The organism is Massilia sp. YIM B02769, from assembly GCF_030411995.1.
Lineage (GTDB): Bacteria > Pseudomonadota > Gammaproteobacteria > Burkholderiales > Burkholderiaceae_D > Telluria.
In genome coordinates this window covers 278852-291320 of the sequence record NZ_JASNRC010000008.1, presented here as the reverse complement: position 1 = coordinate 291320, position 12469 = coordinate 278852, and the positions used below count along the sequence as shown (strand labels likewise).

Sequence of the window (12469 nt, the reverse complement as noted above, 5' to 3'; positions counted from 1 at the left end):
TAAAAGAATAGAATTCCAGTGTTGGATATAAATTCGCCGCATAGATGGAATTAAATTCTTTACGAAAAATGACCCCTTCAGAACGCCTGAAAGGCCTGGCGACCTTTGTCGCGGTAGCGGAAGCCGGCAGTTTTACTGCTGCGGCCGCGTGCCTGAATCTCACCAACTCGGCGGTCGGCAAGGCGGTGGCAAGGCTGGAAGAACGCCTGCGCCAGCCGCTGTTCGACCGCAGCCGGCGCCGCCTGGAGCTGACGGATGCCGGCGAGGTTTTCTACAAGGTGTGCGTGCGCGTGCTGGAAGAACTCGAGGCGGCCGAACGCGTCATCTCCGCCGACGAGATCGCGCCCTCGGGCCGCCTGCGCGTCGACTTGCCCGCCACCTTCGGGCGCCTGCACGCGCTGCCGGCCTTGCTGGGCTTCGCCGAGCGCCATCCGCAGGTGATGCCGCAGGTGTCGTTCACCGACCGCTTCGTCGATCCGGTCGAGGATGGGCTGGACCTGGTGGTGCGCATCGGCGGCGGCGACACCTGGCCGGCGGCGCTCGACTACCGTTATCTCGGGCACGAGGAGCTGGTGTTCTGCGCCTCGCCGGCCTACATCGCGCTGCACGGCGCGCCGCGGACGCTGGAGGAACTGTGGCGGCACGCGGCGGTGCTGTACGGGCGGGCCGACGGCAGCACCTCGCCCTGGCTGATCGACGACGGGCAGGGGCCGCTGGCGCGCCAGCATGTGGAAGGGCGCATCGTGCTGGGCCAGGCCGAGGCGCAGGTGGCGGCGGTCGAGGCGGGGCTGGGGATCGGCCAGCTGGCGACCTGGCTGGTCGAGGGGCAACTGCGTGCAGGGCGCCTGGTGCAGGTCTTGCCGCAACTGGCCACGCGCGGGCTGCCGCTGCACCTGGTCTGGCAGCGCACGCGCCAGCACGTGCCGAAGGTGCAGGCCTTGATTGCGCATTTTGCGGCAACGTTGAGTATTGGCCGTGGTGTGTAGCGTTCCAGGTCAGATCGTATCGACTCTGCGGCGATGTGTACCGTACGGTGGGCACTCCGTGCCCACGCGGAACGATGCATAGGGTTAGCTCACGATAAAGCCGCATCCGATGCACATATGTAGCGCCAACAAATGATCATTTGGAGACGTTACATTTAGGCCTCGTCCACGCATCAAACGCGGCCAACATCGATCAGGCTTCCGCGTGGGCACGGAGTGCCCACCGTACGGTCGGTGCCCCCTACGATCGATATCGTCACAGCTCAGCGTGCGGCGCTCCATTTACGCAACCTGCGCGCCCCCAGCACCACCGCCGTCACGCTCAGCAGCACGCCGCCAAGGCACAGCCCGATCAGCACCGCCTCGCGCCACCACAACGCATCGAGCATCGCAGGCAGATCCCAGCTGTGCAGGAAGTTGAACAGCCAGCGGCCGACACGCTCCGAGCTGTCCAGGCTCGACTCCACCTGTCCCGTGTACACATCCAGATGCACCCAGGTATGCCCGGGATCGTTGAACACCGCGCGCAGCACCGGCAGGCGGCGTTCGTCGGCGCCGTACATCGACTGCTCCTGGCGCTGGTAGTAGTAAGCGTCATACGCATCCAGGGTCTCGATGCGCGCCATCGGCTGCGGCAGGAGGCGCCGCGCCGCCTCGAACAGCACGTGCTCCGGCCAGCGCGCGCGCACGACATACCCGCCTTGTTCGGCAAAGATCAGGCGCGTCGCGGCCCGCCCGTCGCGCGCCAGGATATACGGCTGCCCGGCCAGCACCCGCCATTCCAGTTCGCGCGCCCGGAACCCCTGCGCCGCCAGCAGCGCCACCGCCTCCGACGTAGCCAGAGGCAGGCGCACCAAAGCCGCACTGCCGCCCTCGAACGCCGCCACATCCGGCCGCATACCCTTGGCATCGAACACGCCCAGCGGATTCATCGACATCAGCCCGCTGAAGATCCAGGCCAGCAGCAGCGCGCCGAACGAAAGGCCGAGGATATGGTGCCAGCGCAGGTAAGCCTCGCGGAACGGCGACTTCGATCCGCTTTTATACGTGCCCGCAAAGCGCCAGCGCCAGATGCCGTTCAGCGCGCCGGCCATGGCCGAGACCACGCCGATGCTTGACAAGACGATCACCGTCCAGCTCCACACCGGATCCGTCGGCTGGTTGCGGAACATGTACAGCCAGTGCAGCCAGGCGCCGACGAAGTTCCACAGCCGCTCGGCGCGCGGCGCATCGAGCACCACCTGGCCGGTCGCCGAGGACAGGTACAGGCGGGTGGCGTCGGCGTCGCCCATCTCGACCACGTGCAGCGGCCGGTGCGGCGCCAGCGAACGCGCATGCGTCCAGCGGTCCTCATCGATGAAGCCCGCGTAACTGGCCGGCGCGCCATGCAGGAAGGCGCGCGCCGAGGACAGCGCCTGGCCCGGTCCGGCCGCCAGGCGCGCGCCGTCGACCGCGTCCACCGCCAGCCGGCTGCCGTCGCCCTCGAGCAGCACGTAATGCGGCCGCCCGCCCACCGACGTCAGGACAATGCTGTTCACCGCGCCCGCATTCCTGCTCTGCGCCAGCGCCGCCGCCACGTCGATGCAGCAGCCGGAAGACGGCAGGGCAGGCAAGCCGGCCATCCGCTCCCAGGGCGTCAGCTTCGGATAGCCGACGAACAGCATCGTCATCCCGCTGACGAACCACAGCGCCATCAGCACGCACATCAAAACCCCGGTCCAGCGATGGACCAGGAAGGTCATGCGCTTGGCCTTTGCTACAAAGCCCATGGCGCGCTCAGAACCGGTGGTCGAGCACCAGCTCGACGCGGCGGTCCGGGCCGACCAGCCACTGCGTCGGCGTGTAATAGGCCGTGCTGTAGTAGCGCTTGTCGAAGACGTTGAAGCCGCGCAGCGCGAGGCTGGTCTGCGCCGTCGCCTTCCAGCGCAGCGACAAATCCGTCGTGGTGTACGACGGCATGCGCAGCGTGTTGGCGTTGTCGGCATAGCGCGCACCCACATGGCGCAGGCCGGCGCCGGCGCTCCAGCCGGGCTGGAAGTCCCAGTGCAGCCAGAGGTTGGCGCTGCGCTCGGGCACATCCGGCGGCCGCTTGCCGGCGCGCGAGACCGGCACGCCGCCCACGTTCTCACGGAAGGCGTCGTAGCGCGCACGCAGGAAGGCGGCGTTCGCGTCCAGCGTCCAGCCCTGGGCCAGCGCCAGGGTCAAGGTGCCTTCGATGCCGCGCGAGGAACGCTCGCCCACCTGGATGCTTTGCGCCGGATTGGCCGGGTCGCGCGTCAGCAGGTTGTCCTTCCGGATGTCGTACACGGCCAGCGTCCACTCGCCCTGCCTGTCCCGCAAGCCCTGCTTCAGGCCGACTTCCAGCCCGCGGCCGGTGGCGTTCTTGAAGTTGCTGTTCGCCGGCGACAGGAAGAACAGGGAACTCACCGGATCGGCGGCCTTCGACAGCTGGCCGTACACGCTGACGTCGGGCGCCAGCGCATACACGGTACCCAGGCGCCAGCCGACGTTCGCAAAGGTCTTGTCGAAGGCGAGGCTGTTCGCCACCAGGTTCTGCCGTTCGACGTCCGCATGGTCGTAGCGCAGCCCGCCGATCAGCGACCATTGCGGCGTCAGGGCGAGCCGGTCTTCCATGAACAGCGCATACTGTTTCGCTTCGGTGCGGTAGCGCGGAATCGTCGGCACCTCGCTCGTGAACAGGCCCGGCGCCGGGTTGAACGGGTCGACCGGCCCCGAGGAGCCGACATAGGTATTGTTCGTGTGCGTGAACGCTGCGCGGTTCACGTCGAAGCCGATCGACAGCGTGTTCTCCATCCCGGACAGCACGCCCTTGAAGGCGGCGTCGCTCGTCATTCCGGTCTGCCTCTGGTCGTGCAGGATCTCGGTATTGTCCGAGCGGTCGACCAGGCCGCTGGCCGGGTTGTAGACATAGGCTTCCGCATTGCGCCAGTGGCGCTCGCTGTCCACGTGGTACAGGCGCGTGCGCACCAGCACGCCGCCGTTCGGCCGCCAGTTCGCCAGCAAATCGACCCAGCTGTCTTTATAAGCGATGCGGCTGTCGAGCACGTTGTAGTTCTTTTCGCGCAGCGCTTCCAGCTGGCGCCCATCCACCAGCGGCGTGCCGAAGTAGCGCATCGGCTTCTGGCGGCCATGCGCCATGCTCAGGCGCAGGTCGAGTTCCGGCGACACGTCGAAGCGCAGCGCACCCGACACGGCGCGGTTGCTGGCATCGCCGCGCTCGACCCAGCCATCCGACTCCTCGCCGCTGGCATCGAAGCGGTAGGACCAGCGCTCGTCGATGGCGCCGCCGCTGCCCACGGCCAGGCGGCGCGTGCCTTCAGTGCCGATCGCGGCCTGGAGTTCGTTCTCGATTGGCCCGCGCGTCGGTCCCTTCGGAATGATGTTGACCACGCCGCCGATCGCGCCTTCGCCGTAGATCACGGCGGCCGGCCCGCGCAGCACCTCGATGCGCTCGACCGCCCAGGTGCTGAACGGGAAGGTCAGGCCGGCGCCGCCATACTGGCGCATCCCGTCGTACAGGCGCAGCACCGACACGGTATCGGTAAAGCCGCGCGACGACAGCGAGGAGCTGCCGTTGCCCGGGTGGCCCATGTTGCTGATGCCCGGCGCGCGGGTGATCGCTTCGGTGAGGTTGGCGTCGCCGCGCTCCTCCAGCTGCTTGCGGGTGATGACGTCGACGCTGGCCGGCGTCTCCAGGCGCGTCAGGCCCAGGTTGGAGCCGGTGGCCGTCTCGTCCTTCAGTTTGCCGTTCTGAGCGGCGCCGCTCACCAGCACGGTCGGGATGGCGTCGTCGGCCAGGGCCGGTGCTGCCGTGGCGCAGGCCAGCAGGCAGGCGAGGGCCAGCGGGGTGGGGCGCAGCTGCGCCCGCGGGAAATGGAACTGCGGTGTCATGGTTGCTTTTCTGTTCGTGTTGCCTGTGCATGAAGCCGGCGGCCATGGACGACGCCACGCGGCACCGCTGGCGGTGCGCAGGGAGGTCAATCAACAGCTGCCGGAAGGATGGCGGGGTCAGGCCAGCGCAGGCGGGGCGCGCGGCTGGGCGAAGGTCCACTGGAACAGCGGCCGCGGCGCACGGTAGAAAAGCGGAGGATAGGCGTCATGGCCGCCGAGCACGGCGAACATGGCGGGAACAGGCGGCAGCAGGGCAAAGGCGCCGGCATGCGGCGTGCAATAGGCGCAATGCATGAGCCCCTTGAGCATGGCATCGGACGAGGAAGACGGGGAATCGGCGCCGGGGGCGGACGCCAACGGCATCATCTCGATGCCCATCGCGGTACAGACTTCGACCTGGGCCACGCGGCTGGAGGCCAGGCTCATCGCATGCGACACCACCGGGGCGAGCGCATTGAACAGGATGGCCAGGGCGGCGATCCAGGCGTACGCGGTCCAGTGTCTCGTGATCCTGTGCATGCAGCCATTATAGGACGTGGCCCGGAATATGCATGCTCCGTTACATGGACATTTTGTCCATGCTTGAACGCGCCGCCGCAGCAAGCGGGCAGGCCTCGGCGCCAAACTATACAGTCGAGTTTCCCCCTGGCCCAAAGTGTCGGAAATCCTTACACGTATTTACGCGTGCATATTCCGCATGACGTAAGCCATTGATTTATATCGTTCAGTGCTGGGTGGCACAAGGTTTGCTTTTCCTAGGAGCAGGTTGTTACCAACAACCATCCCTAATGGAAAACTGACAATGAACGCCTTCAAGAAACTCATCTGCGCCTCGGTTGTAGCCCTGTCGACGGCTGGTGCCGCAAACGCTGGTCCGGTCCTCAACAACTGGGTCTTCAACCCAACCGGCGGCGGATTCTCCGGCGGCCAGGTCATCAACGAATACCTGGACGTCAACGGCAACGCCTTCATCCAACTGACGAACACCGGCAACGGTTCCTTCTCGTTCCGCGAGACCGCGGTCTTCAACATCACCCAGGCCGACAGCAACGGCCAGCTGTTCCCGATGACCTACGCCGGCGGCAACATCACCGCGACCTTCACGGCCGAAGGCACCGGCACCTTCGGCGGCGCCTTCAGCTTCACCGGCGGCACCATCCGCATGTACCAGAACCAGACCAATGGCCAGTATGGCTCGACCGCCGGCCACTATGGCGCCGACCTCGGCAACGTGATCGCCGAGTTCAACGTGCTCGCCGGCGGCGGCGGCTTCGTGAATGCCAACGGCAGCCCGGTCAACAACGGCCAGGTCAGCGTCTTTGCCAGCGCGTCGCCGGGCATGCTCGACAGCGGCTACTTCTTCCGCGCCAACGGCGCCGACCTGTCGGAAGAGTCGATCCTGTCGTTCGCCTTCACCAATGCGAATACGGTCGGCCGTCCGAACACCACCCAGGTCAGCGAGATCGTCTGCGAATACGCCGGCTTCACCGCCGCCGGCTGCACCCGTGCCGCCTACCGTAACCGCGCGGGCGAATACTTCTTCATCAGCGGCAATGGCCAGTTCAAGCTGGCCGAAGTCGACGCGCAAGTGCCGGAGCCAGGTTCGCTGGCCCTGTTCGCCGTCGCCATGCTGGGCGCCGGCGTGGCCGTGCGCCGCCGCAACCGCAAAGCCTGATCGGCTTTCCATGTTGCACAAGAAAGCGGGCCTGGCCCGCTTTTTTTACGTCCGCCGCCAGCGGGTGCGCGCAGCGCTTGAACGCGGCCGCGGCTGATGGCACACTGGCCATCCATTCAACGCAGCGACCGGAGAACTGGCATGGGCACGATGATTGGCGGACAGGGCGGCAATCTGCACGGCAGCGGCAAGGCGCTGCGGCGCGTGGTGCTGGGAACGGCGGCGATCCTGCTGGCGCCGCTGCTAGCGATGCAATTCACGAACGAAGTAAACTGGAGCGGCGGCGATTTCGCGGCCGCTGCCGTGCTGCTGCTGGGCGCCGGCACGGCGCTCGCGCTCGCCCTGCGCACCTGGCCCGGCGCGCGCCAGCGCCTGCTCGCCACCGCGCTGCTCGGCCTGGCTTTCCTCTACCTGTGGGCCGAGCTGGCGGTGGGCATCTTTTTCGGGCTCGGCAGCTGAGCACCTGCGCCCTGCGTCCAAAGACTTGCAGTGCGCAAATATGACAAACCGTTAATTACCGCACCGGCGCTTCCGCACGGCTGGGCTAAGCTGGGTTGCTCGCTCGTTACAGGAAGCCACCCATGCTCGACGCCACCTTTTACCAGTCGATGTTTGCCCGATCGCCGATCGGGACACTCGTGCTGTCGGCGAGCGCCGATCCCGTCATCCTCGAGGTCAACGAGGCTTTCCTGCGCGACGTCGGCCTTACCCGCGCGCAGCTCGTCGGCCAGCCGCTGTTCGGCGCCTTGCCCGCGGCCCCCGGCGATCCCGACGATCCGCACAGCAACGGCGTCATGGCGCTGCGCAACTCGCTGGCGCAGGTCGTGGCCAGCGGCGAGCCGCAATCGCTGACCACCCAGCGTTACCCGATCCGCAGCATCCGGCCCGACGGCAGCGAGGTCTTCGTCGAGCGCTTCTGGAGCGTGACGAACACGCCGGTCTTCGCGGCCGACGGCGGCCTGCTGTGCATCCAGCACGTCAGCATCGAGGTTACCGGCCACAAGCGCGCCGAGGAAGCCTTGCTGCTGAGCCGGCGCGAAGCCGTGGAAGCCGCGCGCCAGGCCGAGGACGGCCGCGCGCGCATGACAGCGGTGCTGCAGGCGGCGCCGGTCGGGATCGTGCTGGCCGATACCGACGGCAGGGTACTCGACGCGAACGCCGCCCACGATGCCCTCTTGTGCCGCCACTGCAGCTCCGATGGCGCGCGCCTCGACTTCAGCGAATGGCGCGGCTGGTGGGCCGACGGTTCCGCGCGCCACGGGCAGGCGCTGGCGGCCGGCGACTGGCCGCTGGCCGCGGCCCTGCGTGGAGAAACCAGCTCCCACCACCTGATCGAGATCGAAACCTTCGACGCCGCCCGTTCGCACCGCGTGGTGGTGTGCTCGGCCGCGCCCATCCTCGGCCGCGATGGACGGGTGGACGCCGCCGTCGTGGTCCTGCTCGACATGACCGAGCGTCTGCACGCCGAAAGCGCGCTGCGCGACGCCGACCGCCGCAAGGACGAATTCCTGGCCATGCTGGCCCACGAACTGCGCAACCCGCTGGCGCCGATCATGGCGGCGGCCGAGCTGCTGGTACAGGGCGCGGCGGCGCCGGCCATGGTGCGCCGGGCCAGCAGCGTCATCGGGCGCCAGGCGCGCCACCTGACCGGCCTGGTCGACGACCTGCTCGACGTCTCGCGCGTCACGCGCGGCCTGGCCGTGATCGACAAGTCGCCGCTCGATCTCGGCGCCGTGATCGCCGAAGCCGTGGAGCAGGTGCAGCCGCTGGTCGCCTCGCGCAACCACCGCCTGGAACTGGCGGTGCAGGCTGCGCCGCTGACGGTGAACGGCGACGCCAAGCGCCTGGTGCAAGTGGTCGCCAACCTGCTCAACAACGCCGCCAAGTACACGCCGCCGGGCGGCCGCATCCGGCTGGCGGCCGACGCCGAACCCGAAACGGGCCGCGCGCGCCTGAGCGTGAGCGACAACGGCATCGGCATGAGCCACGAGCTGATGGCGCGCGCCTTCGAACTCTTTGCCCAGGCCGAACGCGATGCCGACCGCGCCCAGGGCGGCCTCGGCATCGGTCTGGCGGTGGTGCGCCGCCTGGTCGAGCTGCACGGCGGCGAGATCGGCGTGCGCAGCGCGGGGCCGGGGCAGGGCAGCAGCTTCACGGTGACCCTGCCGCTGGCGGCGGGCAGCACCGCCGGGGCCGCGGCCCAGGCGCGCCAGGCGCCTGGGCCCGAGCAGGCCCTCGGCGTGCTGGTGGTCGATGACAATGCCGACGCTGCCCAGATGCTGGCGATCATGGTCCAGCACTTCGGCCACGCGGTGCGGATCGCGCACGCGGCCGACGAGGCGCTGGCGCTGGCGGAGCAGCAGCCGGCCGACGTCTACCTGCTCGACATCGGCCTGCCCGGCATGGACGGCCACGAACTGGCGCGGCGCCTGCGCGGCGACGCCGCCAACGCCGGCGCGGTGCTGGTGGCGATCACCGGCTACGGCGGCGACGAGGCGCACCGCGCGGCGCTGGCGGCCGGTTTCGATTTCCACTTCGTGAAGCCGGTGAAGGGCGGCGACCTGCGTTTGTTGCTGCGCGATATAGCCCGTTCGCGCGGGCGCGGCGTGCAGGAAAGGCGCGCCGGCGGCGCGGCCCGCGTCGGCAATTTCGGACAGTGAGTCGTTTTCCCAAGGGAACATATTGCCAATAGTCCGCCGGTCCTGGCCGACAGCGCTATGGGACCAGTCCTACAGGCCCACGGCGGCCAGACTGTGCCCGCCTGGCCGCCAGGTGTCTACCATGTACCTGTCTCAGCCAATTTCGAGCTGATTTCAACGGATTAAGGAGCAACATCATGGCATCGAACAACCAGGGCGGTAACAACGCTAACCAGGGTAACAATCAGGGCAGCAACCAGGGCAACAAACAGGCCGGCGACACCAGCAGCCGCGGCTTCGGATCGATGGACCCGCAACGCCAGCGCGAGATCGCCAGCGAGGGCGGACGCGCGGCGCATGCCTCGGGAAACGCGCATGAATTCACGTCGGAAGAGGCACGCCGCGCCGGCTCGATGAGCCACAAGAACGACGGCAACAACCAGAGCGGCAGCGGCGGCAACCAGCAAAGCGGCCGCGGCCAGGGCGGTAGGCAAGGGGGCAACGCTGGCGGCGGCCAGGGCAATGCGACCCGCGGCGGCACCCCGGAACAGCACGCCCGCGCTGGCGCGCAAAGCCACAAGAACGACAAGTGATTCGTGTAGGCATAGACCTACTCGACAGGACCGGCTTGAAGGGGCGCTAACGGCCTTTTCGAAGATCCGGTATGGACACCGCGGCAGCTGGCAGCTGGCAGCCGGCCAGGCAGGAGGTCAGGCAGCCGCGTTCAGGCAGCCAGCAAGGCGAGCAAACGCGGCAGCTCGACCGGCTTGACCAGGTGGGCATTGAAGCCCGCCCGCCGCGAGGCCGCGATATCCTGGGCCTGGCCGTAGCCGCTGAGTGCGATCATCCGCGCGTTGGCGGCGTTCGGCATGGCGCGCAGGTGCTCGACCAGGCGGTGCCCGTCCATGCCGGGCAGGCCGATGTCGAGCAGGTAGACGTCGATGGCCTCGCTGGCCGCGCGCCGCAGGGCCGCCGCCGGCGTGTCTTCCACCGTCACGCTGTGCCCGGCCGCGCCCAGCACCACACCCAGCGATTCGGCGGCGTCGCGGTTGTCGTCGACGATCAGCACGCGCCGCGGCTGCAGCGACTGCTGGATCGGCTGTGGTAGCGGCTGCAGGGCCTCGTGCGCGCCCGCCGCGGCGCCCGTGCCGGCCTGCGCCGGCGCCGCATGGCGCGGCAGGATCACCGTGAAGCGGCTGCCCTGGCCCAGGCCGGCGCTGTCGGCTTCCACGCGGCCGCCGTGCAGCACGATCATGCTGCGCACCAGGGCCAGGCCCAGCCCCAGGCCGCCGTGCGAGCGGTCCGGGGTGCGCTTGGCCTGCGTGAACAAATCGAATACATGGGGCAGCAGGGCGGCTTCGATGCCGATGCCGTTGTCGCTCACCGCCAGCCGCACCTCGTCTTGCGTGGTCGTGAGCGAGACCGCGATGCGGCCGCCTTCCGGCGTGTACTTGGCGGCATTCGTCAGCAGGTTGGCCAGCACCTGCACCAGGCGCTTGCTGTCGCCGATCACGAGCGCGCGGCCGGGCCCGACTTCCTCGGTCAGGGTATGGCGCTGGCGCTCGATCAGCGGGCGCGCCTGTTCCAGCGCGCCGTGCAGCACCGTGCGCATGTCGACCTCGACCCGTTCGAGTTCGGCCAGGCCGCGGTTCACGCGCGACACGTCCAGCAAGTCGTCGACCAGCTCGACCATGTGGCGCACCTGGCGCCCGATCACGTCGCTCGCATGCGCCAGGCGCTTCGGGTCGTTGCCCGACAGTTTCAGGATCTGGGCCGCGGTGCTGATCGGCGCCAGCGGATTGCGCAGTTCGTGGGCCAGCATCGCCAGGAACTCGTCCTTGCGGCTGTTCGCCAGCCGCAGCTCTTCCGAGATGGTCTTCTGCTCGTGGATGTCGGTCATGGTGCCCATCCAGCGCAGGATGCGGCCCTCCTCGTCGCGCACAGGCAGCGCCCGCGTCAGCACCCAGCGCCATTCCCCGCTGTGGTGGCGCGCATGGTGCTCGATCTCGAACGGCGCGCCGCCATCCTGCGAGGCGAACCAGGCCTTGTGCAGGGCCGGCAGTTCGGCGGGATCGGCCAGCGCCTTCCAGCCGGCGCCGTGCAGGGTCTCCGGCGCCACGCCGGCAAAGCCGCGCCAGCCTTCGTTGGCGTAGTCGAAGCGGCCGTCGGGCGTGGCCGACCAGATCATCTGCGGCATGGCGTCGGCGATCGTGCGGAACTTCGCCTCGCTGTCGCGCAGCGCCTGTTCGGTCAGCATGCGTTCGGTGATGTCTGCGAACAGCAGGGCCACGCGGCGCCCGTTCGGATGGGCGATGCGGCGCGCATACACGCTGAACCAGCGTCCCATCGCCGCCGATCCCTCGACGAAGCGGCGCGCCTCGCCGGTGACCGCGATCTCGTCGTAGATGTCGATCCAGCGCTGTTCGAGCTGGGGCACCAGTTCGCGCGCGCGCCGTCCCACGCAATCGCGCAGGCCGGTCTGCTGCGAGAAGGCCCGGTTCACCTCGACGAATTCGTAATCGACGGCGTGCCCGTTCTCGTCGCGCACCATGTCGATCAGGCAGAAGCCTTCGTCCATGGTCTCGATCAGGGCGTGGTTGGTTTGCTCCAGGCGCTCGCGCAGCAGGTGTTCCTCGGTGACTTCCTTGCAGATCACCAGCACGCCACGGATGCCGGCTTCGTCCTCGATGGGACTGTAGCCATAGGTCCACCAGATGTTGTCGCGCACGCCGTTGCGCGTCAGCGGCACCAGCCGGTCTTCGTGCCAGGTCGAGCCGCCGGCCATGACGCGCTCGATGTCCGGCCCGATCAGGTGCCAGGCTTCGGCCCAGCATTCCCGGCCCGGCTGGCCGAGCGCCCGCGGGTGGCGTTCCGGCCCCAGGGTCTGGCGGTAGGCGTCGTTGTAGAACTGGATCAGGTCCTCGCCCCACCAGATGAACATCGGGTGGTTGCTCGACAACAGCAGGCGCAACAGGGTCTTCAGCGTCGACGGCCAGGTGTCCGGCGTGCCGAGCGGATGGCGGCGCCAGTCGTGTTCGCGCATGAGGGCGCCCATTTCGCCGCCGCCGGCCAGAAAGCTGTGTTGCGAATTCAAAGTGGTCCAGTCCTAAGTGACGTTCAAGAGGCGTGAACAACCCCGCAATTTATCACAAACACGTATTTCTGCGCCGCACCAGCCTGCCTGCAAGATGCCAGCGCAGCGGACAGGCGGCAAAACAGCAAACTGCTCCGATCGATCACGACAATGTGCGCATTTT

Annotated in this window: 9 protein-coding genes; 5 read left to right on the top strand and 4 right to left on the bottom strand. The window is 68.1% G+C overall.

Annotated elements, in window-relative coordinates; genetic code table 11:
• Positions 1-68: 68 nt before the first annotated feature.
• Positions 69-986, top strand: a complete 918-nt coding sequence (locus QPK31_RS15095) for a LysR family transcriptional regulator (RefSeq protein ID WP_290423749.1) — start codon at positions 69-71, stop codon at positions 984-986.
• A gap of 263 nt (positions 987-1249) precedes the next feature.
• Here the strand turns inward: QPK31_RS15095 and QPK31_RS15090 are convergent, their stop codons facing one another.
• The 3 genes from QPK31_RS15090 to QPK31_RS15080 all read right to left on the bottom strand — a co-directional run bounded on the left by QPK31_RS15090 (position 1250) and on the right by QPK31_RS15080 (position 5417).
• Positions 1250-2755, bottom strand: a complete 1506-nt coding sequence (locus tag QPK31_RS15090; RefSeq protein WP_290423748.1) for a PepSY domain-containing protein — start codon at positions 2753-2755, stop codon at positions 1250-1252.
• Between the two features lie 7 nt (positions 2756-2762).
• The gene (locus QPK31_RS15085; protein ID WP_290423747.1) at positions 2763-4898 is read right to left on the bottom strand and encodes a TonB-dependent siderophore receptor; all 2136 of its coding nucleotides are present in this window, start codon (positions 4896-4898) and stop codon (positions 2763-2765) included.
• A 117-nt stretch (positions 4899-5015) separates the two neighbouring features.
• Entirely contained in the window at positions 5016-5417 is a 402-nt protein-coding gene (locus tag QPK31_RS15080; RefSeq protein ID WP_290423746.1) for a DUF2946 domain-containing protein, read from the bottom strand.
• 283 nt (positions 5418-5700) lie between these two features.
• On the opposite strand from QPK31_RS15080, the gene pepA reads away from it, so the two are divergent.
• From pepA to QPK31_RS15060, 4 genes are all read left to right on the top strand, one after another.
• The gene (gene pepA, locus QPK31_RS15075; RefSeq protein ID WP_290423745.1) at positions 5701-6573 is read left to right on the top strand and encodes a flocculation-associated PEP-CTERM protein PepA; all 873 of its coding nucleotides are present in this window, start codon (positions 5701-5703) and stop codon (positions 6571-6573) included.
• 141 nt (positions 6574-6714) lie between these two features.
• Positions 6715-7032 (top strand): hypothetical protein, encoded by a 318-nt coding sequence (locus QPK31_RS15070; protein WP_290423744.1) that lies wholly within the window; start codon positions 6715-6717, stop codon positions 7030-7032.
• Between the two features lie 122 nt (positions 7033-7154).
• Positions 7155-9233 (top strand): ATP-binding protein, encoded by a 2079-nt coding sequence (locus QPK31_RS15065; protein ID WP_290423743.1) that lies wholly within the window; start codon positions 7155-7157, stop codon positions 9231-9233.
• Between the two features lie 176 nt (positions 9234-9409).
• On the top strand, positions 9410-9805 hold the full coding sequence (locus QPK31_RS15060) for a KGG domain-containing protein (protein WP_290423742.1): 396 nt from the start codon (positions 9410-9412) through the stop codon (positions 9803-9805).
• Between the two features lie 131 nt (positions 9806-9936).
• Here the strand turns inward: QPK31_RS15060 and QPK31_RS15055 are convergent, their stop codons facing one another.
• Positions 9937-12306: a PAS domain-containing protein gene (locus QPK31_RS15055; protein WP_290423741.1), complete on the bottom strand. Its 2370-nt coding sequence runs from the start codon at positions 12304-12306 to the stop codon at positions 9937-9939.
• Positions 12307-12469: the final 163 nt, after the last annotated feature.